Annotated in this window: 18 protein-coding genes; 11 read left to right on the top strand and 7 right to left on the bottom strand. The window is 67.8% G+C overall.

Annotated elements, in window-relative coordinates:
* The first annotated feature begins 66 nt into the window (after nucleotides 1-66).
* From EV649_RS18025 to EV649_RS17995, 7 genes are all read left to right on the top strand, one after another.
* Nucleotides 67-1,296 (top strand): ABC transporter substrate-binding protein, encoded by a 1,230-nt coding sequence (locus EV649_RS18025; RefSeq protein ID WP_130384594.1) that lies wholly within the window; start codon nucleotides 67-69, stop codon nucleotides 1,294-1,296.
* Between the two features lie 4 nt (nucleotides 1,297-1,300).
* On the top strand, nucleotides 1,301-2,239 hold the full coding sequence (locus EV649_RS18020; RefSeq protein ID WP_198682548.1) for a sugar ABC transporter permease: 939 nt from the start codon (nucleotides 1,301-1,303) through the stop codon (nucleotides 2,237-2,239).
* A 10-nt stretch (nucleotides 2,240-2,249) separates the two neighbouring features.
* Nucleotides 2,250-3,053, top strand: a complete 804-nt coding sequence (locus EV649_RS18015; protein ID WP_130384592.1) for a carbohydrate ABC transporter permease — start codon at nucleotides 2,250-2,252, stop codon at nucleotides 3,051-3,053.
* Nucleotides 3,054-3,076: 23 nt separating this feature from the next.
* Entirely contained in the window at nucleotides 3,077-3,847 is a 771-nt protein-coding gene (locus EV649_RS18010) for a ThuA domain-containing protein (RefSeq protein ID WP_130384591.1), read from the top strand.
* Entirely contained in the window at nucleotides 3,840-4,931 is a 1,092-nt protein-coding gene (locus EV649_RS18005) for a Gfo/Idh/MocA family oxidoreductase (protein ID WP_130384590.1), read from the top strand. The genes EV649_RS18010 and EV649_RS18005 overlap by 8 nt, the downstream gene beginning before the upstream one ends.
* Before the next feature lie 76 nt (nucleotides 4,932-5,007).
* Nucleotides 5,008-6,453 carry a ketol-acid reductoisomerase gene (locus EV649_RS18000; RefSeq protein ID WP_130384589.1) on the top strand — a complete coding sequence of 482 codons (1,446 nt, stop codon included), beginning with the start codon at nucleotides 5,008-5,010 and terminating at the stop codon, nucleotides 6,451-6,453.
* Between the two features lie 10 nt (nucleotides 6,454-6,463).
* Entirely contained in the window at nucleotides 6,464-7,627 is a 1,164-nt protein-coding gene (locus EV649_RS17995) for a low temperature requirement protein A (RefSeq protein ID WP_198682547.1), read from the top strand.
* Here the strand turns inward: EV649_RS17995 and murQ are convergent.
* From murQ to EV649_RS17965, 6 genes are all read right to left on the bottom strand, one after another.
* Complete coding sequence (gene murQ / locus EV649_RS17990) at nucleotides 7,619-8,503, bottom strand: N-acetylmuramic acid 6-phosphate etherase (RefSeq protein ID WP_130384588.1); 885 nt, start codon at nucleotides 8,501-8,503, stop codon at nucleotides 7,619-7,621. The genes EV649_RS17995 and murQ overlap by 9 nt on opposite strands.
* A 66-nt stretch (nucleotides 8,504-8,569) precedes the next feature.
* Nucleotides 8,570-9,457, bottom strand: coding sequence for a MurR/RpiR family transcriptional regulator (locus EV649_RS17985; protein ID WP_130384587.1), 888 nt, complete (start codon nucleotides 9,455-9,457; stop codon nucleotides 8,570-8,572).
* 36 nt (nucleotides 9,458-9,493) lie between these two features.
* Nucleotides 9,494-11,170, bottom strand: a complete 1,677-nt coding sequence (locus tag EV649_RS17980) for a serine hydrolase domain-containing protein (protein ID WP_130384586.1) — start codon at nucleotides 11,168-11,170, stop codon at nucleotides 9,494-9,496.
* A gap of 59 nt (nucleotides 11,171-11,229) precedes the next feature.
* Nucleotides 11,230-12,513 (bottom strand): DUF1343 domain-containing protein, encoded by a 1,284-nt coding sequence (locus EV649_RS17975; protein ID WP_130384585.1) that lies wholly within the window; start codon nucleotides 12,511-12,513, stop codon nucleotides 11,230-11,232.
* An 11-nt stretch (nucleotides 12,514-12,524) separates the two neighbouring features.
* Nucleotides 12,525-15,089 carry a glycoside hydrolase family 3 N-terminal domain-containing protein gene (locus EV649_RS17970; RefSeq protein WP_157996258.1) on the bottom strand — a complete coding sequence of 855 codons (2,565 nt, stop codon included), beginning with the start codon at nucleotides 15,087-15,089 and terminating at the stop codon, nucleotides 12,525-12,527.
* Nucleotides 15,090-15,170: 81 nt separating this feature from the next.
* Nucleotides 15,171-15,731, bottom strand: coding sequence for a 4'-phosphopantetheinyl transferase superfamily protein (locus tag EV649_RS17965; RefSeq protein ID WP_198682546.1), 561 nt, complete (start codon nucleotides 15,729-15,731; stop codon nucleotides 15,171-15,173).
* Between the two features lie 111 nt (nucleotides 15,732-15,842).
* Between EV649_RS17965 and EV649_RS17960 the strand changes: the two genes are divergently transcribed.
* Nucleotides 15,843-17,006, top strand: coding sequence for an MFS transporter (locus tag EV649_RS17960; RefSeq protein WP_198682545.1), 1,164 nt, complete (start codon nucleotides 15,843-15,845; stop codon nucleotides 17,004-17,006).
* Here the strand turns inward: EV649_RS17960 and coaA are convergent.
* Nucleotides 16,987-17,940, bottom strand: a complete 954-nt coding sequence (gene coaA, locus EV649_RS17955) for a type I pantothenate kinase (RefSeq protein WP_198682544.1) — start codon at nucleotides 17,938-17,940, stop codon at nucleotides 16,987-16,989. The genes EV649_RS17960 and coaA overlap by 20 nt on opposite strands.
* Before the next feature lie 271 nt (nucleotides 17,941-18,211).
* On the opposite strand from coaA, the gene EV649_RS17950 reads away from it, so the two are divergent.
* Genes EV649_RS17950 through EV649_RS17940 form a run of 3 tightly spaced genes read left to right on the top strand, consistent with a single transcriptional unit; the run spans nucleotide 18,212 to nucleotide 21,440 of the window.
* On the top strand, nucleotides 18,212-20,050 hold the full coding sequence (locus tag EV649_RS17950) for an alpha-glucuronidase (protein WP_130384583.1): 1,839 nt from the start codon (nucleotides 18,212-18,214) through the stop codon (nucleotides 20,048-20,050).
* 32 nt (nucleotides 20,051-20,082) lie between these two features.
* A complete protein-coding gene (locus EV649_RS17945) occupies nucleotides 20,083-21,093 on the top strand; it encodes a LacI family DNA-binding transcriptional regulator (RefSeq protein WP_130384582.1) in 1,011 nt (336 codons plus the stop codon).
* Complete coding sequence (locus tag EV649_RS17940; RefSeq protein ID WP_130384581.1) at nucleotides 21,090-21,440, top strand: holo-ACP synthase; 351 nt, start codon at nucleotides 21,090-21,092, stop codon at nucleotides 21,438-21,440. Before EV649_RS17945 ends, EV649_RS17940 begins: the two co-directional genes overlap by 4 nt.
* Nucleotide 21,441 lies beyond the last annotated feature (1 nt).

The raw sequence follows: 21,441 nt of genomic DNA, 5'->3' as shown, positions 1-21,441 counted from the left end.
ACAATCCACAAGCTTCACAGCAGTCCCCACGTTCCTCGGTTAAACGCTTTGAAGGAGTCCGATGTCATGATCAGCAAGCGGATCGCCGCCGCGCTGGCGGGTGCGACGACGGTGTCGCTCCTGCTGGTCGCCTGCGGTGACAACGGCGGCCAGTCGCCCGCCTCGTCCGGCGACAGCGTCAAGAGCCTCACGATCCTGGACTACTACAACAACGACCCGGACAAGTCCCTTGTGCAAAAGGGACTTGACTCCTGCGCGTCGAAGCTCGGCATCACGATTCAACGGGAGACGGTGCCTGGTGACACCTTGATCCAGAAGGTGCTGCAGCAGGCTTCGTCCAAGACGCTGCCCGACGTGCTCATGCTCGACAATCCCGACGTACAGCAGATCGCCGCGACCGGTGCGCTCGCGCCCTTGAACGACATGGGCCTGAACAGCGACGGAGTCATTCAGGGCATGGTCGACGCGACGTCGTACGAGGGCAAGCTCTACGGACTCGCGCCGGTGACGAACACCATCGCGCTGTTCTACAACAAGGACATGCTCGCCGAGGCCGGCGTCCAGCCGCCGAAGACCTGGGACGAGCTGAAGGCCGCATCGAAGAAGCTCACCAAGCCCGGCCGGTACGGGATCGCGTTCAACGCCAACGCGACGTACGAAGGCTCCTGGCAGTTCCTGCCGGCGATGTGGACCAACGGCGGCGACGAGACGGACCTGACCAGCCCGCAGGTTGCGGAAGCCCTGCAGCTGTGGGTGGATCTGGTGAAGTCGGGATCGGCGTCGAAGAGCGTCATCAACTGGACGCAGGGCGACGCGAAGGACCAGTTCGCGGCCGGCAAGGCCGCGATGATGGTGAACGGCCCGTGGCAGATCCCGGCGCTGGAGAAGACCCCGAACGTCAAGTGGGACGTGGTCACGTTCCCGCTGAACAAGCCGGATCAGACGCCGGTCGCGCCGCTCGGTGGTGAGGCCTGGACGGTCCCGCTGAACAAGGACCAGGCCAAGCAGCAGAAGGCCGCCGACTTCGTGAAGTGCCTGAACTCGGACGAGAACGAGCTGGCCTGGGCGAAGGCCCGGTTCACCCTTCCGACCAAGACCGCGCTGCTCGACCAGTACGCCACGGAGGTGCCGTCGATGAAGGCGTTCGCCGAGCAGGTGAAGACGGCCCGCGCCCGGACCGGCAAGCTCGGTGACAAGTGGCCGGACGCCGCGAAGGTGATCTACCAGGCGATCCAGCTGGCGCTGACCGGTAAGGCCTCGGCGCAAGATGCCTTCAAGCAGGCCTCCGGCGGCTGACGGCATGGTGACGCTCACACGTACGACGGTGGCCGGCCGCGCGAAGTCGCGCGGCCGGCGCCACCGGGGTGAGACCCTCACCAAGATCCTGTTCGTCCTGCCGGCCGTGGTGGCGATGGTGGCGCTGTTCGGCTACCCGGTGGTGAAGAACCTGTTGATGAGCCTGCAGGACTACGGGCTGAAGACGTTCTTCACCGGGGTCGCGCCGTGGGTCGGGCTGAAGAACTACAGCACGGTCGTGACGGACAAGCTGTTCTCGGACGCGATGGTGAACACCGCGCTGTTCACCGTCGGGTCGATCGCCTTCCAGTTCGCGATCGGGCTAGGGCTGGCGCTGTTCTTCCACAAGAAGTTCCCGTTGAGCGGTCTGCTGCGTTCGCTGCTCCTGCTGCCGTGGCTGCTGCCGCTGATCGTGTCGAGTGCGACCTGGCGGTCGATCCTCGAGCAGGACAGTGGCATCCTCAACCGGTCGCTGATGGGGCTGCACCTGATCAACGATCCGGTGCCGTGGCTGAACTCGCCGTCGGTCGCGCTGATCGCGGTGATCGGCGTGAACATCTGGATCGGTATCCCGTTCAACGTGACCCTGCTGTACTCCGGTCTTGCGGAGATCCCCGACGAGCTCTACGAGGCCGGCCAGCTGGACGGTGCAACCGGGTGGCGCTCGTTCTGGTACATCACCTGGCCGAATCTGCGGGCGGTCGCGAGCGTGCTGCTGATGCTCGGCGTCGTCTACACGATCAAGGTCCTGGACATCATCCTCGGCCTCACCGGCGGTGGACCGGCCAACGCGACGCAGACACTGGCGACCCAGTCGTACGAGAAGTCCTTCGTGGACTTCCGGTTCGGCCAGGGCGCGGCGCTGTCCAACATCCTGATCGCGATCTCGTTCGTGTTCGCGATCTTCTACCTGCGCGGCACCCGCCGTGCTGTCGACGAGTAGGGGGAAGGGCATGATGCGACGTACGGCGTACACCGTGATCGGTGTACTGATCCTGTGCGTGATGCTGTTCCCCGTCTACTGGATGCTGAACGCCTCGCTGCAGCCGTCCGGAAACACCCTGACTGCTGGTTTCCTGCCATTGCATCCGACGTTTTCCGGCTACAAACGCGCTCTCGACGAGCAGGGCGGAAACCTCGTCACGAGCATGATCATCGCGGCCGGGACCGTGGTCCTGAGTCTGGCGATCGCGACCCCGTGCGCGTACGCGTTGTCGCAGTTCCGGTCCCGCTGGGTGTCGGTCGGGCTGCTGGCGATCCTGATCTCGCAGATGATTCCGGGGATCGTGATCGCGAACGCGCTCTACACGGCGTACGAACGGATCGGGCTGCTCAACTCGATCCCGGGGCTGATCGTCGCCAACTGCAGCAACGCGATCCCGTTCGCGATCCTCATCCTGCGGTCGTTCATGCTCTCGGTGCCGCCGTCGCTGGTCGAGGCGGCGCGGGTGGACGGCGCCGGGTTGTTCCGGGCGTTCGTCGCGATCGTGCTGCCGATCAGCAAGAACTCGCTGATCACCGCAGGGTTGTTCAGTTTCCTGTTTTCCTGGAGCGATTTCCTGTTCGCGCTGACGCTGACCACGAAGGGCGGCGTCCGGCCGGTGACGCTGGGGATCTACCAATACCTCGGCACGCAGGTGCAGAACTGGAACGCGGTGATGGCCACCGCGGTCCTCTCGGCGGTCCCGGCCATCGTGCTGCTGATCGCCGCGCAGAAATACATCGCCGCCGGTGCCATCGGCGGAGCCGTCAAATAACCCCTTACACACAAGGAAGAACTATGACGATTCGCGTACTCGTCTGGGGCGAGAACCGGCACGAGCAGGTGGAGCCGCATGTCCGGGAGATCTACCCGGACGGCATGCACGAGACCATCGCCGCCGGGATCCGCGAGAACCTCGAGGCGACGGTCACCACGACCACCCTCGACGAGCCCGAGCACGGTCTGACCGAGGAGGTGCTGGCGGAAACCGACGTACTGGTCTGGTGGGGCCATGCCGCGCACGGCGAGGTCGAGGACAAGGTCGTCGACCGCGTGTACCAGCACGTGCTGGCCGGGATGGGCCTGATCGTGCTGCATTCGGGGCACTGGTCGAAGATCTTCGGCAAGCTGATGGGTACGACGTGCACGCTGCGCTGGCGCAGTGAGCGGGACCGTGAGTTGGTGTGGACGGTCGCTCCGACGCACCCGATCGCGCAGGGTGTCCCGCATCCGATCGTGATCGAGCAGCAGGAGATGTACGGCGAGTACTTCGACATCCCGGTCCCGGACGAACTGGTCTTCGTGTCGTCGTTCTCCGGCGGCGAGGTGTTCCGCTCGGGCTGCACGTTCCGCCGCGGGCACGGGAAGATCTTCTACTTCTCGCCGGGCGATCAGGACTACCCGGTTTATCACCACAAGGACGTGCGTAAGGTCATTGCGAACGGCGTCGCCTGGGCCCGTTCCGACCGGCCCGAGCGTGCGGTGCCGACGCTGTTGCGCTACGAGACCGGCGACTTCTTCAACGGACATGGGTACACCGGACCCATCGAGGAGCCTGCGGATGCCTGAACCCTTGCGACTGCTGCAGGTCGGAGCCGGCGGGATGGGACGCGCCTGGCTGCGCACCATCGCCGCCAACCCGGACGTCGTCCTCGCGGGGCTCGTCGACCTCGACGTCGACGTGGCCCGGACCGCGGCCGACGAGCACGGGTTCGGCGACGTACCGGTGGCCGCCTCGCTCGACGAACTGGCTGATCGGGCGGATGCGGTCATCGACGTGACAGTTCCGCTCGCGCATCCGACGGTGAGCGTGGACGCCTTGCTGCACGGTCTTCCGGTGCTCTGCGAGAAGCCGCTGGCCGAGACGGTGCGCGAGTGTCTGCAGATGGTCGCTGCGTCGGAGGTGAGCGGCAAACTGCTGATGGTCTCGCAGTCCCGCCGGTACTTCCGGGCCATCGCGGCGTTCGAGCGTCAGCTCGCCGAGCTCGGCCCGATCGGGACGCTGTCGTGCGAGTTCTACAAGGCTCCGCACTTCGGCGGGTTCCGGGAGCGGATGGCCGAACCGCTTCTGGTCGACATGGCGATCCACCAGTTCGACCTGTCCCGCAAGCTGATCGGGTCGGAGCCGGTGTCGGTGTACTGCGACTCGTACAACCCGTCCTGGAGCTGGTTCGAGGGCAACGCGGCCGCGTCCGCGATCTTCACGTACGCCGACGGCACCCGCTTCACCTTCACCGGCAGCTGGTGCGCGCCGGGACTGGAGACGTCGTGGAACGGCCGCTGGCGTGCGAGCACACCCGGCGGTACGGCGACTTGGGACGGGGACAACGCCCCGATCGCCTCGTTGGCGTCCGGCGAGGACCTGCCCGCGACGATGGCCGACGAACCGCAGGAGATCGCCGGCTCGCTGGTCGAGTTCGTCGACGCGGTCCGCAGGTCGACGATCCCGCAGTCCGAGGTGCACTCCAACGTCGTCAGCATCGCCATGGTCGAGGCCGCCGTACGCTCGGCGAACACCGGCGTACCCGTCCAGATCGCTGACGTCATCACCGCCGCCCACACCGAGGCCCTGGCATCCACGCAGGATCCAGCCCTGCACGCGGCACTCAAGGCCTGGCCCAATCCGCTGAAGGCAGTCGGCCTGGAACCCTGATATTTCAGTTCCTGCAACGGGGCGGTGCGGACATTGCGCTTGCTGCAATGGACGTGCCGCCCTTTGACTGGTGGGCATGAAGAGTTCGGTGTTTCGGGTTGAGCAGATGGATGTGCCGGGCGGGTCCGAGGACATCGTGCGGGGTGGGCGGGACCTGTTCGGTCTGCTGCCTTCGGCGTTGCACGGTGTGGAGCGGATCGGCGTCCTGGGCTGGGGGCCGCAAGGACGCGCGCAGGCGCTGAATCTGCGGGACTCGCTCGAAGGGACGGGTATCACCGTGGCGGTGGGGTTGCGCCCGGAGTCCCGCTCCGTCGAGGACGCTCGCGCGCAAGGATTCAGTGAGAAAGACGGGACGCTGGGGGACTGGCTCGAGGTCGCCGCGGCCTCGGACCTGGTGATCCTGCTGATCGCGGACGCGGCACTGGCGGCGCATCACGAGGAGATCTTCGCGGTCCTGAAGCCCGGCACGACCATTGGCCTGTCCCACGGTTTCCTGCTGGGCCACCTGACCTCGATCGGCAGTGCCTTCCCCGCCGGTCATCCGGTGATCGCGGTGTGCCCAAAGGGCATGGGGGACTCGGTACGGCGCCTGTACAAGCAGGGCGCGACCGTCAACGGGGCCGGGATCAACGCGAGTATCGCCGTACACACGGATCCGGACGGGCACGCGTGGGACCGGGCGCTCGCGTGGTCGATCGGGCTCGGGTCGCCGTACACGTTCGCGACCACGTTGCGGTCCGAGTACCTGTCGGACATCGCCGGTGAGCGGGCGATCCTGCTCGGAGCGGTGCACGGTCTGGTGGAGGCGCTGTACCGGCACTTCCGGATCGAGGGCGCGGACCCGGTGACGGCGTACGAGCGATCCACCGAGGCGATCACCGGGCCGATCGCGCGGACCATCTCGACCGACGGTCTCGCGGCGGTGCGGGCGGCGAGCGGTGACGAGCAGCTGTTCGACCGGGCGTACTCCGCGGCGTACGGCCCGGCCCGTGACCTGGTCGCGGAGGTGTACGACGAGGTTGCCGACGGCACCGAACTGCGGAGCGTGATCCTGGCCGAACGCCGGCTCGCCACGCGGCCGATGACCGAGATCGGCGGCAGCCCGATGTGGTCGCACAGCGCCGAGGTACACGCCCGCCGAGGCACCGCGCCGGCCCGCATCGATCCACTGACCGCGGGGCTGTTCGTGGCGACGATGATGGCGCAGGTGGACGAGTTCGCTGCCCGCGGTCACGCGTGGTCCGAGATCGTCAACGAGTCGGTCATCGAGGCCGTCGACTCACTCCTCCCGTACATGCATGCCCGCGACGTCGCCTACATGGTCGACAATTGCTCCCGCACCGCCCGCCTCGGCACCCGCCGCTGGGGCCCGCGTTTCCAGGCGGCGTACGAACAGATCGCCCTCCCGCACCTCGACCAGCCCGCCGACCCGGCCCTGATCAAGGGCTTCCTCGACAACCCCGCCCACGACGCCCTGGCCGCTGCCGCCGAACTCCGCCCATCCGTGGACATCTCCGTCTAATCTGTCCGCCATGACGTCTCCTTCGACGCGGTTGCGGCTGGTTCCGATGCGCCCGCGAGACCCGCACGAGCCTGGACGGACCGCGTCGTCGCTGGAGCTGTTCTTCGATCTGGTGTTCGTGGTCGCGGTGAGTGTCGCCGCGGCCCAGCTCCACCACGCGCTGTCCGAGAAACACATCGCCGAGGGCCTGATGTCCTACGGGATGGTGTTCTTCGCGATCTGGTGGGCGTGGATGAACTTCACCTGGTTCGCCACGTCCTTCGCGACCGACGACTGGCTGTACCGGGTCCTCACGATCGTGCAGATGAGCGGGGTCCTGGTGCTCGCCGCCGGGATCGAGCGGGTGTTCGCCGACCGCGACTTCACCGTGGTGGTGTTCGGGTACGTCGTGATGCGGGTCGCGATGATCGCCCAATGGCTGCGGGCCTCGCGCTCGGCCGGGGAGAGCCGGCAGGTGACGCTGCGCTACGCCGGCGGGATCGCGATCGTGCAGGTGCTGTGGCTGACCACGCTGGTGATGTCCGAGACGATCGTTGTCATCGCCTGGTGCGTGTTCGTGCTCGCCGAGCTGGCCGTACCGGTGGTGGCGGAGCGGCGCTGGACGACTCCCTGGCACCCGCACCACATCACCGAGCGGTACGGCTTGTTCACGCTCATCCTGCTCGGCGAGAGCCTGCTCGCCTCGGCGAACGCGATCTTCGACGCCCTCCATGAGCACGAGCATCTCGGCGAGCTGATCGCGCTGTCGGTGCTGATGCTGGTGGTCACCGCCGCGCTCTGGTGGATCTATTTCTGGCCGCCGCACCACACCGCGATCACGTCGTTCGGCCGCTCGATCCGCTACGGGTACGTGCACTACTTCGTGTTCGCCGCGGCCGGCGCGTTCTCGGCCGGGATCGAGGTGGAGATCGACAGCATCACCCACCACACCGAGCTGAGCGAGCTCGCCGCGTCCTACACGGTGACGATCCCGATCGCGATCTTCGTCCTCGGCATCTGGTGGATCGCCCTCCGCGACAACGCCGACCGCCTGGTCAACATCGTCGTACCAGTGGCCGCCGTACTCGTTCTGCTCGACCCGCTGATCCCGGTCCCGTTCGCGCTCACCGCGCTCTTCATGGCGTTGACCGTGGTCACGCTGGTCCTGCGACCACCGGTGGAGCGGTCAGCCTAGTTCGGCGAGGGCGGTGGCCACCCGGCCGTGAGCTGCTTCCAGGGCGGCTCGGGCGGCGGGGATGGGCGTGCCGGTCAGGAGGTGGACGAGGGCGGGTTTGAGCTCGCCGTTGGACTCGGCCAGGGCGGCTTCGCAGGCGGCATCGTCGGCGCCGGTGGCTTCGGCGAGAATACGGAGCATCCGGCCGCGGAGCTTCTTGTTGGTGGCGACCAGGTCGACCATCAGGTTGGACCAGGTGCGGCCCAGCTTGATCATCAGCGTCGTCGAGAACGCGTTGAGGATCATCTTCTGCGCGGTGCCGGCCTTCAGCCGGGTGGAGCCGGCGATGACCTCGGGGCCGGTGTCCGCGGCCACCACGACGTCGGCCAACGGCGCCAGCGGGGCGTCCGGGTTGGACGTGACCAGCACGGTGGTCGCCCCGGCCGCGCGGGCGGCCTTCAGGGCGCCGGCGACGTACGGCGTGCTCCCGGAAGCAGCGAGGCCGACGACGAGGTCCTGACCGGTGACGGCGGCCGCGTCCCGGGCGCCGCCCTCCTCGGAGTCCTCGACGTTCTCGACCGCGCGGAGCAGCGCCTCCGTGCCACCGGCGTGGTGGGCGACCACCAGTCCGTCCGGGACGTGGAAGGTGGGCAGCAGTTCGGCGGCGTCCAGGGTCGCCAGGCGTCCCGACGTACCGGCGCCGAAGTAGTGCACGCGGCCGCCGCCACGGACCGCCTCGACGGCGGCGTCCACGGCCTTGGTCAGCTCCGGGATCACCGCGCTGACGGCCCCGGCGACCAGGGCGTCCTCGTTGTTCAGCAACTGGAGGATCTCGGACGTGCCCACCGCATCGATGGCCAGCGTCCTCGGGTTGCGCTGCTCGGTCGGTGAGGTCACAGGATCGATGTTAGTTTTCTACTGAAGGATTTTCAATTCCGTTCATCGTTGACGGAACGATTGTCCTCAGTCGGATCCCTTGAGCCGGTGCCCGCGGACCGCGCTGGCGGTCTCCTCGAGGGCCTTCCGGGCGTCCGGCAGCACCTGCTGCGCGACGCCGATGAACAGGCAGTCGATCACCGTCAGTTGCGCGATCCGGCTGGCCATCGCGCCCGAGCGGTACGTCGTCTCGCGCGCCGCCGTGGTGAGGACCAGGTCCGCCGTACGGGCCAGCGGCGAGCGCGGGAAGTTTGTCACCGCGACCGTGGTGGCGCCGTGCTTGGCCGCCTCCTCGAGCGCCTCGACGACCTCGACCGTCGTGCCGGTGTGCGAGATGCCGATCGCGACGTCGCCCTCGCCGAGCAACGCGGCACTGGTCAGCGCGATGTGCACGTCCGACCAGGCGAACGAGACGCGGCGGATCCGGTGCAGCTTCTGCTGCAGGTCCTGCGCGACGAACGCGCTGGCGGCGAACCCGTACAGGTCCACTCGCGACGCGTTCACGACCGCGTCGACAACCTTGGCGAGCGCGTCGACGTCAACCTGCTGCGCGGTCTCGCGGACCGCCCGCTCGTCGGCGAAAGCGACCTTGCGGACCACGTCGGCCAGCGAGTCACCGGGCTCGATGTCGCCGCCCACCTCCGGCCGCATGCTCTCCTGCGCCGACTGGGCCGCCAGTTGCAGGCGGAGCTGCGGATAGCCGGGGACGCCGATCTGCTTGCAGAACCGGATGACCGTGGTCTCCGAGGTGGACGCCACCTCGGCCAGTTCGGAGATCGTCATCGCCGCCACTCCGCCCGGGTCCGCGAGGACCGCGTTCGCCACCCGCTGCTCGGCCGGCGCCAGCGCGGGCATGACCGCGCGGACCCGGACCAGCAGCGGCCCCGTGGGTTCTGGAGAGGTTGTTGAATTCATGGCAGCCACGGTACGGCGACTATGCACGAGATGGGGTCACCGACGCGAAAGTCTCCAACCTGTTGCGGTAAATGATTCAGGCATTCGTTCACCGTCGAGAAGAAGACCAGTCCCGCTCGTGATCTTCACACCGTCGACGTACACCCCGCGGCCCTGGTGGAGCGGGTCGGAGGTATACCGCCAGCGAATGGTCTGCTCGCCCGCTGTGAGGTCTGCGGTGACCTGGTGCCAGTGCCGGTCGCCGGAGCCGCTGATCGAGCCGTCGGTGTCGATCACCGAGCCCCGGTCGCGCACCGAGAACGGAACCTTCGTCCAGGTCGTTCCGTCGGTGGAGGTCTCGAGATACAGCAGGTCGGAGACCTCGGTGTCGACGAACAGGTCGAACGCGAGCTTCGCACCTTCGGCCGGTACGGCGACCTTCGCGTCGAGCGTGCTGGTCGCGTTGTCCGTCGTACCGGAGAACCAGGCGTCCTTGCCGTGCCGCGGGCCGACGCCGAGGGCGAGTGCGAGGCCCTGGGCGACCGCGCGGCGGGCCGGGTTGTTGCTGCCCCAGTTGCGGCTCGGGTGCACGCGGTTGCTGAGCAGGATCGCGAACGAGCGGGAGTCGAAGTCGATCACCAGCGACGTACCGGTGTAGCCGGTGTGGCCGGCCGTGCGCGGTCCGGACAGGCCGCCCATGTACCAGCGCTGGTTCAGCTCGAAGCCGAGGCCGTGGTCGTTGCCGGGGAAGCCCTGGTTGAAGTTCGTGATCATCGCGGTCACCGAGGATTCCTTGAGGATCCGGGCGCCGCGGTAGCTGCCGCCGTTCAGGAACGTCTGCGCCAGCACGGCCATGTCGTCGGCCGTGCTGAACACGCCCGCGTGGCCGGCGACACCGCCGAGGGACCAGGCGTTCTCGTCGTGCACCTCGCCCCACACCATGCCGCGCGGCGGCGAGGCCTGGTACTCCGTGGCGGCGATCCGCGGCTTCTTCTTCGGGTCCGGGTTGTAGCCGGTGTCGCGCATCTGCAGCGGTTTGGTGATCCCGTCGGCGACCAGCTTGTCCAGCGTTTTCCCGGTCACCCGGTGGGCGAGCTCGCCGAGCGCGATGAGGTTCAGGTCGCTGTAGAGGTACGTCGAACCGGGCGGGTTCTGCAGTTTCGCGGTCAGCGCCATGTGCAGTCTGGACTCGGGATCCGGCTGGGCGCTCCACAGCGGGAGCCAGGACGGAAATCCACTGGTGTGCGTGAGCGCTTGCCGGACGGAAACGGTTTCCTTGCCGTTTTCCGCGAACTCCGGGATGTAGGTCGCGATCGGCGCGTCCAGGTCGACCTTGCCCTTCTCGACCAGCTGCAGCACGACGATCGACGTGAACAGCTTGGACACCGAGGCCATGTCGAAGATCGTGTCGGTGCGCATCGGAATCTGCTGGTCCGGCGGCAGCTCGGTGCCCTGCCCGTCGGCGTACTTCAGTGCCAGGCCGGTCGCCGTCCGGGTGACGATCTGACCGTCATGGCCGAGCAACGTGACGGCGCCGGCGTACAACGGTTTCGTCGCGCCGCTCGGCTGGGTCCAGGCGGCGACCTGGGCCAGCGCGGCGTCGATCGGCGCGGGGTCCAGGCCGGCCTTCGCCGGGGTCGCGTCGCGCAGCAGCGTGGTCTTCGGCGCGTAGCCGTCGTACGGCTGGTCGAACCGGCCGGAGTTGTTGCCGCCAGCAACAGCAGGGGAAGCCATCGTGAGTATCACCGCAGAAATCGTCGTGACCGTACCGATTTTGAGGCAAGCCCACCGTTTCACCGGTGTGCTCCCTTGTAGAGAAGGTACTTCGCCCGCCGAGCCGTCCAGGCGTCGGTCTCGGACCTCCAGGCGGCGACGATCTCGTCCGCGCTCGCATCGGCCAGCAGCATGGTGCGGAACCGATCGGACCCGGTGAGCAGATCGATCCACCGGCCGGGTGGGGTCTCCGCCCGCCAGGTGAACTCGGGGTAGAGCTTACGGGCCTCGACGATCATGTGCGTCGCCGCGGTGATCGCCTCGACGCGGTGCGGGTCGGTGATCTGCACCTGGACGCCGCCGCAGAGTACGTTGGCGTTCTTGCTGATCGTCGGCGTGAAGTACGCCTCGCGGAACGCGACGCCCGGGATGTTCTTGGTCTGCAGCGCCTGCGCCCACTTGTAGTCGACGTACGGCGCGCCGATCAGCTCGAACGGTCGCGTCGTACCGCGGCCCTCGGACATGTTGGTCGCCTCGAACAGGCACAGGCCCGGGTACAGCAGCGCGGTGTCCGGGGTGGGCATGTTCGGGCTCGGCATCACCCAGGTCAGGCCGGTGTCGTCGTACAGCTGGTCGCGCTTCCAGTTCGACACCTCGATGACCTTGAGCTCTTTGAGCCGGCCGCCGTTCGGTTCCAGTGGCAGGTACTCGGCGTCGAACATCCGGGCCAGCTCGCCGACGGTCATGCCGTGCTGCTGGAGGATCTCCTTCTTGCCGACGCCCGAGGTGTAGCCGGGTTTCAGCATCGGGCCGCGCGCGTACCCGCCGACCGGGTTCGGGCGGTCGAGGACGACGAAGCGGGCGCCGGTGCGGACGGCGGCGAGCATCGCCTCGAACATCGTCCAGATGTAGGTGTAGAACCGGGCGCCGACGTCCTGGATGTCGAAGACAACGGTTTCCACGCCGGACTGGGTGTAGAGCTTCACCAACTTGTCGGCGTTCGCACCGTACGCGTCGTACACCATGATCCCGGTGCGCGGATCGACGTGATCGCCTTCCGAACCACCGGCCTGCGCGCTACCGCGGAAACCGTGTTCTGGACCGAACACCGCGACGATGTTCACCTTGCCGGACGCGTGCATGGTGTCCACGACGTGCGTGAAGTCCGGCAGGATCCCGGTCGGGTTGCTGATCACGCCGACCTTCTGGCCGGACAACGCGCGCCAGTCGTCCTTCGCGAGCACCTCGGCGCCGGTCATCACCTTGCGGCTGGAAACGGCCTGCCCAGCGTGTGCCTGGGGTACGTCGATCAGTGGGGCGGCGGCGACTGCACCGGCGCCGGCGAGCAAACTGCGTCGCTTCATGAGAGGTCTCCTCAGGAACGGAACGAGAGGTCGGCGATCATCGGACGGTGGTCACTGGCGGCCTCGGCGACCGGGACCTCGGCGGGTACCTCGGCGCTCCGCACAGTCAGGCCCTTGCCGACGGTGACGAAGTCGATCCGCTTGTTCGCGGCGACCGCCGGGTAGGTATTCGGTCCGCCGGTGGTCTCACGGGCGGCGGTCCACGAGTCTGTCAGCCGCGTCCAGAGCCCGGCGAGCTCCGGCGCGCTGGCCTCAGCGTTGAAGTCGCCGACCAGGATCTGCAGATCCTGCCGGCGGTCCTGCGCCAGGATCTTGACGGTGTCGGCGACCTGCATCGTCCGCACGGTCGGATCGCCGCGGTAGTCCAGATGGGTCGAGTAGACGTGCACCCGCCGCCCACGGACATCGACCTCGACCTCGAGGAATCCCGGCGCCGGAGCGGGCACCGGGTTCGGGTCCTGTGTCGACAGCCGCGTGATCGGGTGATTCTCCGTCCGCACCAACGGGAAGCGGGACAGCACGCCCACGCCGTACTGGCGCCTTGGCTGTCCGGCCGTGGCCGGGTCGAGGTCGTAGATCGGCGCGAACGCCGGGTACATCCCGAGCTTGGCGGCCAGTTCGGCGATCGTGTCCAGCCACTGGCTGCGGTCGCCCCAATGAACGTCGACCTCTTGCAGCCCGACGATGTCCGCGTTCAAAGCTTTGATGGCCTGTGCGGTCCGGTCGAGGTCGAAAACGTTGTCCTCGCCGGCGCCGGCATGAATGTTGTACGAGGCAACAGTCAGCCGGGTCACCCGCGGGTCGAACGTGAGCCCGTGACCGAACGGGTGTAGGACCGTCGCCGAGCTGTTCGGGTCCGGCTTGGCGGGAATCTCCACCGGCAGCTTGCCCGTCGGCGCGATCTCGCCGTACAGCACCTTGGCGAGTGCCTCCATCGACACCACGGTGCTGCCATACGTGACCAACGCCGTCGACACTGGCTCGAAGTACGCGACGTCGTACGGGTCGCGGACCGGGACGACGATCACCGGGCGGCCGGTGGCGAGCAGGCCGTTGACGAGCCTCTGCTGCTTGGCCAGCTTGTCGGTGACCTCGGTGTCCCAGGCCTTGTTGGTCAGCACGATGGTCAGGTCCGCGGTGGCCGAGGCTGCCAGGGCGTCGGCGATCTTCGCGTCGGTCGGCGTGGAGCCGGTGTCCTTCACGGTCGTCGTCGCGCCCCGCTTCTGCAGGGCGGTCGCCAGGTTGGTGGGGCTGTACCCGGTGACGACGATCTTGCGCGGCGCGGGGGAGAGCGGGAGTAGGTCGGCGTCGTTGCGCAGGAGCGTCGTACTGCGGTCCGCGATGCGCTGGGCCTCGGCATAGTTGGCCGGCGTACCGACGATCTTGGCGATGCTGGACAGGTCGACGTACGGGTTGTCGACGAGACCGCCCTCGTGCTTGAGCGCGAGGATGCGGGTGACGCTCTCGTCGATGCGGGCCTCGGAGATGCGGCCGCTGCGGACGGCGTCGAGGACCGAGTTGTACGCCAGACCGGGATCGACCGGCATCAGCAGTTGGTCGACGCCTGCCTCGATCGCCCGGAGCGGGATCTCCGCGTCGCCGTACTTGTCCCGGACGCCCTTCATCCCCAGCGAGTCGGTGATCACCACGCCGTCGAACCGCAGCTGCTGCCGCAGGATCCCGGTCAGGATCGGCCGGCTCAACGTCGCCGGGTCGCCGGACGGGTCGAGCGACTTCACGACGATGTGCGCGGTCATGATCGACTTGATGCCGGCCCGGATCGCGGCCTGGAACGGCGGCAGGTCGATCGTGGTCCATTCCTCGCGGGTGTGGTGGATCTCCGGGATCCCGACATGGCTGTCGGTCTCGGTGTCGCCGTGGCCCGGGAAGTGCTTCGCGGTCGAGACGATCCGGCCGTCGCGCTGGTAGCCCTTCACCTGGGCGGCGACGATCTCCGCGGCCAGCGCCGGGTCGGACGAGGCCGAGCGGACGCCGATCACCGGGTTCAGCGGGTTCACGTTGACGTCCGCGTCCGGGGCGAAGTCGGTGGTGATGCCGAGGGCCTTCAGTTCGCGACCGGCGATCGCGCCCGCTTCGCGCGCGAAGGCGGCCGAGCGGGTCGCGCCGAGCGCCATACCGCCGGGGAACTGGGTCGCGGGCGGTCCGACGCGGACGACCGAGCCGTACTCCTGGTCGGTGCTGATCTGCAGCGGGATGCCGGTGTTGGTGATCGATGCCTTTTGCAGGCCGTTCGACAGGCCTGCGATCTGCTGCGGGTCTTTTGTCGAGTCGGTCCAGGTGAAGTAGATGACGCCGCCGAGGTTGAACTTGGCGACCACCTCGGCCGGCGTGGCCACGCCGTACAGGCTGGTGTTGCGGGCGTCGGCGGTGTCGGCGGCGGGGCCGTACGCGTAGCAGACGAACAGCTGGCCGACCTTCTGCTCCAGCGTCATCCGGTGCAGGGTGTCGCGGACCCAGCGATTGGTGTTCGCGCTTGCTGTCGTGGTGGCGGCGACCGTCGATCCCGCGACGGTAGCCGCCGCTAGTCCGAGAGTCTGGCGTCGGGTCAGTTCCATCGGTGTCACCAACTCAGTCCGGGCGGGCAGGGGCGAACGCCAAAGTAAGTGAATTACAGATACTCCCCCGCGACGCGAAAGTTACCCACGCGCGCACGATGGGTCAAGAGTCGGTGACCGCCGGCTGACCTCCACGCGGCTGGTCGGCGCCGCCACAGTGAGCACAGCCCCCGGCCAGGGCACGTGCGTCACGACCAACCCAGGCACAGACTCAACCGCACCACCCCCCAACGGCATCTCCCGCCGCAACCCCGCCTCCCCAAGCCCGAGCCCCAGCGCCTTCCCCACCGCCTCCTTACTCGTCCACAACCGAAGAAACGCGACCAGCTCATCTTCCTGCCGCCCCATCCATTCCAACTCCCGCGCCCCAAACCACCGCTCCGCAAGCCCCGCGACATCCCGCCCTCGGACTTCCTCGAGATCAACCCCAACCGGCCCGCCGTACGCCGCAGCAACAGCAACCAGCTGCTGCGAGTAGGAGACACTCACCGCCAACCCGGGGATGTGTGGTCGACCGCTCTTGTCGTGGCTCAGCCTTGGCCGGTCGACGAGCGTGCCGGCGAGCTCGAGCAGGAGATCGTGGGCCGCCGGCCGCGGCTCGGCACCGGCCGGTGCCAGCCATACCTGGACGGGACGTCCCACGAGAGGAGGGTATCTGAGCGCCATGTCGACAAAGTGATGTGGTAACTGGTCCTCTCTGGTGGTGGGGAACTGGATCTGTAGGGCGTACCGGTATTTCTCTAACTTCTAGGTATGACCACCGCGTGCGAGATCCCGACAGTCAGCGTCAGCCCGCTCATGAGCAGCCAGTTGGTGCGGTTGTTGGTGATGGTGTTTGGGTCGGGCCTCAGCATGTATCTGCTGACCTCCGTGGTGCCGATGTATTTGGCGGCCAATGGGGCTGGGGGTGTGGGGGCTGGGCTGTCTACCGCGGCGATGATGTTTGCTGCGGTGGGGGTTGAGTTGGTGGTGCCGCGGATGTTGGCGCGGTGGGGGTACCAGGTTGTGCTGGGGTTGGGGCTGGTTCTGCTTGGGGCGCCTTCGCTGGTTCTGTTGGCGTCGGCTTCGCTGCCGGTCGTGCTGGCCGTGTGCATCGTGCGTGGTGCGGGGTTGGCGATTTTGGTTGTGGGGGCTGTGGCGCTGGTTGCTGACATCACCCCGCCGGCTCGTCGGGGTGAAGCGCTTGGGGTGTACGGCGTGGCGGTTGGGGTGCCTGCGGTGATCGGGCTGCCGCTCGGGGTTTACCTGATCGATGTCATCGGGTTCGGTGCGTTGTTCGTGCTGGCGGCTGTCTCGTCGTTGGCCGGGCTCGTCATGCTGGTCGGTCTGCCGGCGCGGATCGCTGTCGAAGAGCAGCACGTGAAGGTGCTGGGCGGCGTACGGCGGAGTGGGTTGTTGATGCCGACTCTCGTGTTCGCTGCGGTGACTGTGGCGGCTGGGATCAGCGTCACGTTCCTGCCGCTGGCTGTTGCTGGGGACAGGCAGTCGATGATCGCGTCGGCCCTTCTGTTGCAGGCGATCGCGGCGCCGGCCGCGCGTTGGTTGGCTGGGCGGTATGCCGATCGTGTCGGGCCTGCGAAGTTGCTCGCGCCGGCGCTCCTGCTCGCCGCTGTCGGGGCCGGATCGCTGATCTTCCTGCCCAGCCCGATCGCGATCCTGATCGGCTCCACCTGCTTCGGGGCCGGCTTCGGCGCCGCGCAGAATCTGACGCTGACGCTGATGTACAACCGCGTCGACCGCTCCCGCTACGGCCAGGTCAGCGCTCTCTGGAACCTCGCGTACGACGGAGGTTGGGGACTCGGCGCACTGGCCTTCGGCGCAATCGTCGGCGGCACCGGCTACCCGGTGGCGTTCGCCCTGACAGCCGCAGTCGTCGCGCTGGCCGTCGTACCCGCAGTCAGAGCTTCCGTAGCCTGATCCAGCGGACGGCGTGGTCGGCGCCTTTGCGGAGGACCAGGGTGGCGCGGGAGCGGGTGGGGAGGATGTTCTCGCGGAGGTTCGGGCCGTTGATGCCGTCCCAGAGGGACTCGGCCTTCTTGATCGCTTCCTCGCGGCTGAGTTCGCCGTACCGGACGAAGTATGACTCGGGATTGCGGAACGCCGTTTCCCAGAGTTTGAGGAAGCGGGCGACGTACCAGGAGCGGACGTCGTCGGCGGCCGCGTCGACGTACACCGAGAAGTCGAAGAAGTCGCTGACCGCGAGGCCGCTCTTGCCGTCCGCGTGCCGGGGCGCCGGCTGGAGGACGTTCAGGCCCTCGAGGAGCAGGATGTCGGGTTGCTCGACGGTCGTCCGTACGCCGTCCATCCGGTCGTAGTGCAGGTGGGAGTAGACCGGCGCCTCGACCGTGTCGATCCCGGACTTCACCTCGACCACGAAGCGCAGCAGCGCCTTGCGGTCGTACGACTCCGGGAAGCCCTTGCGCTGCATGAGGTTGCGGCGCTCGAGTTCGGCGTTCGGCCAGAGGAACCCGTCGGTGGTGACGAGCGCGACGCGCGGGTGCTCGGGCCAGCGGGCCAGCAGCTCGCGCAGCAGTCGCGCGGTCGTGGACTTGCCGACGGCAACTGATCCGCCGATCCCGATCACGAACGGGGTGCGGGTCTCGGCCGGTTTGCCGAGGAAGCTCTCGGTGTCGGCGTGCAGCGCGCGGGCGTGCCGGACGTAGAGCGAGAGGATCCGGGACAGCGGGAGGTAGACCTCACGGACCTCGTCCATGTCGATCTCGTCACCCAGACCGCGTAACCGCTCGACCTCGTCCGCCGTCAGCGGGGAGATGGTGGTCTCGGCCAGTTGCGCCCAGGTGGCCCGATCGAGCTCGGTATAGGGAGTCACCTCCCGCGACGGCTGCAGCATGTGGCCCATTCTTCCCATCGGTGTGCGATGCACCCACATCGGGCGGGCGTGGCCTTGGTCTCAGAGTGTCTCGGAGTGTCTCAGCTACGGTACGGTCTCGAAACTTTCGGTCACCAGGTGGTGACCGTCTGGTGTGTAAGTATCAGCGCTCGATGACGGTATTGAGGCCACGCCTCCGGCGCGGCGGGTCCTGGGGCTTCAACTCCCGGTCTTCCCTCGTCGCTACGGTCGCTTCGCTCCCTCCGCTCCTCAGTCCAGACCGGGAGGCCCCATGACCGGCGACTCCGCCTGGCTTGGTACGCAACGCCTGCCCGAGGTGACTGTGCACGCGTCGGGCGTGCTCGCGCAGACGATCCGGGCTGAGGTTCGGCAGACGCGCCGTTTCCGCACCGACGTACAGATCGCGGTCTGCACGCTGACCCGGGTCCGGGAGACCGCTCTCTGGCAGGAGGTCGAGGCCGCCGTGCCTGAGCACGGGCTGGGCGTCGAGGGGTTCGTGGTGGTGCGACGGGGCAACGATCTGGTCGTCGCGGCCGAGGGCGGGCACGGCTTGCTGTACGGGTATTTCTACGTGCTGCGGTACTTCGAGTGGATGAGCGGCGACTTCACCGTCGTCGAGCAGCCCGCCGTACCGATCCGGATGCTGGACCACTGGGACGAACTGTCTGGTGTCGTACGGCGCGGATACTCGGGAAAATCGATCTTTTTCCGTGACGGCGAGGTGGTGCCCGACCTCAGCCGGGTCCGGGCGTACGCGCGGTTGCTGGCGTCGATCGGGATCAACGCAGTCGCACTCGCCACTGCCGAGCTGCCCGATGTGGCGCGATTGGCCGGCGTTTTCCGCGAGTACGGGATCGCGATGAGCCTCGCGGTCGACTTCATCGACGACCCGCGCGACGAGCGGGTCGCGCGCTGGTGGGCCGCCACGATCGCCCGGGTGTACGACGTCGTACCGGACCTCGGCGGCCTCGTCGTACGGACGGCCCGTGATCCCGAGGGTGCGAATCTGCTGGCGCGGGCAGTGACGCCGTACGGCGGCAGCGTTTTCTGGCGATGTTCCGGCGCGGAACCCGAACAGGACTGGCGGGATCGGCGGGCGGATCGGGCGCGGGCGGCGTACGACGCGTTCATCCCGCTGGACGGGCGGTTCGAGGAAAACGTTGTCTTGCAGGTCAAACACGGACCGCTGGACTTCCAGGTCCGGGAGCCCGTCGCGCCGCTGCTCGGGGAATTCCAGGAAACCGTTTTCGGTGTCGAGTTGCAGGTCACGCAGGAGTACTCCGGTCAGCAGCAGGACCTGTGCTACCTGGGGCCCTGGTGGCGGGAGATCCTGCAGTTCGACACGACCGGTGGCGGCGGCGTGACCGTTGCCGACCGCATCGGTGCGATCGTTGCCGTGTCCAACGTCGGCGACGACCTGAACTGGACCGGGCACAAGCTTGCGCAGAGCAACCTCTACGCGTTCGGGCGGCTGGCATGGGACCCCAGCGCGGACCCGGTCAGCCTGCTGCACGAGTGGGCGGCCGCGACGTTCGCGATGGACGACCGGACCCGGAGCGAGCTGGTGACGATTCTGTCCGGCTCGTGGCAGACGTACGAGCGGTACACCGCACCACTCGGGGTCGGGTTCATGGTGACGCCGGGAACGCACTACGGGCCGAGCGTGAACGGGTACGAGTTCTCGGGCGCGGGGACGTACCACTTCGCGGATCGGTACGGCGTCGGCGTCGACCGGACCGTGAAGACGGGATCGGGGTTCACCGGGCAGTATCCGGAGCCGCTCGCGAGTCTGTACGAGGACGTATACACCTGTCCCGACGAGCTGCTGCTGTTCTTCCACCACGTGCCCTACGACCACGTGCTGCAGAGCGGGAGCACCGTGCTGCAGCACATCTACGACACGCATTTCCAGGGGTACGCCGAGGTTGAGGCGATGGTCGCGCGCTGGCGGGTGATCGCCGAGCGCTTCGAGCCGGCCATCCGCACGAACATCACCGCCCGCTTCGAGACCCACCTGTCGAACGCCCGCGAGTGGCGCGACCAGGTCAACACGTTCTTCTACCGGCTTTCCGGCGTAGCGGATGCCCACAGCCGCACGATTCATCGCTAGGCTGGTTCGAAAGTTTCGGATCGGGAGGTGTCGTGGCCGAGCGGCCGACCATCGCGAAAATTGCGGAGCAGGCCGGGGTGTCGGTGCCGACCGTCTCCAAGGTGCTGAACGGGCGCGCGGACGTGGCGGCGGCGACCCGGGCGCGGATCGAGAGCCTGATCCAGGAGCACGGGTATCGGCGGCGGAGCTCGAGTACGGCGGCCGGCCCGATGATCGACCTGGTGTTCAACCAGCTCGGCGGCGAGTGGGCGATGGAGCTGATCCGCGGCGTCGAGGAGGTCGTCCGCGCCGAGGGCGTCGAACTGGTGCTGTCCGAGTGCGGCGGGGCGCTCCGGCCGCGGCAGGAGTGGATCGAGTCGGTGCTGAACCGGCGGCCGCTCGGCGTGATCATGGTGTTCTCGGACCTGGACGCCGATCAGCGCGCGCAGTTGGAGGCGCGGCGGATCCCGTTCGTGGTCGTCGATCCGGTCGGCGACGTGGGGGACGACGTACCGTCGATCGGCTCCGCGAACTGGAACGGCGGCCGGCTGGCGACGACGCACCTGCGGACGCTCGGACATACCCGGATCGGGATGATCGGCGGTCCGATCGAGACGCTGTGCTCGCGGCAACGCGTCGACGGCTACACCGATGCGCTGCGTTCGACCGGCGTTGAGATCGATCCGGAGCTGATCCGCTGGGCGGACTTCGAGGTCGCTGGCGCTCATCGCGAGGCGCTCGCCCTACTCCGCCTGACTGACCGACCAACTGCGATCTTTGCCGGTAGCGACATGCAGGCACTGGGCGTCTACCAGGCCGCCCGTGAACTGGGGCTGGAGGTCCCGCGGGACCTCTCGGTGGTTGGGTACGACGACCTTCCGGTGGCGCAATGGGTGACTCCGACCCTCACCACGGTCCATCAACCCCTGCAGCAGATGGCTGAGCTCGCGACCCGCGTCGTACTCGATCTCTCCCGGGGCCGCACCCCCACCGCCCTCCGCCTGGACCTGGCGGTCGACCTGCGGATCCGCCAGTCCACAGCGCGGTTAGGGTGGGCTGCATGATCGTCGGCGTGGGTATTGATGTGGTCGACGTGGATCGGTTCATGCGGACGCTGGAGCGTACGCCGGGGTTGCGGGATCGGGTGTTTACTGCCGTGGAGGCGGTGAAGCCGCCGGCGTCGCTGGCGGCTCGGTTCGCGGCCAAGGAGGCGTTGGCGAAGGCGCTCGGGGCGCCTGCGGGCATGCACTGGCACGACGCCGAGGTGCAGACCGACGAGACGGGGCGGCCGTGGCTGGAGATCACCGGGACCGTCGCTGCGCAGGCGGCCAAACTCGGCGTACAGAGCCTGCACCTGTCGTTGAGCCACGACGCCGGCATCGCCTCCGCCGTGGTCGTCCTGGAGGGTTGAG

This window comes from Kribbella sp. VKM Ac-2569, assembly GCF_004216905.1.
Lineage (GTDB): Bacteria > Actinomycetota > Actinomycetes > Propionibacteriales > Kribbellaceae > Kribbella.
The sequence above is the reverse complement of the archived record's forward strand: the minus strand, read 5'-3'. Positions and strand labels throughout refer to the sequence as shown.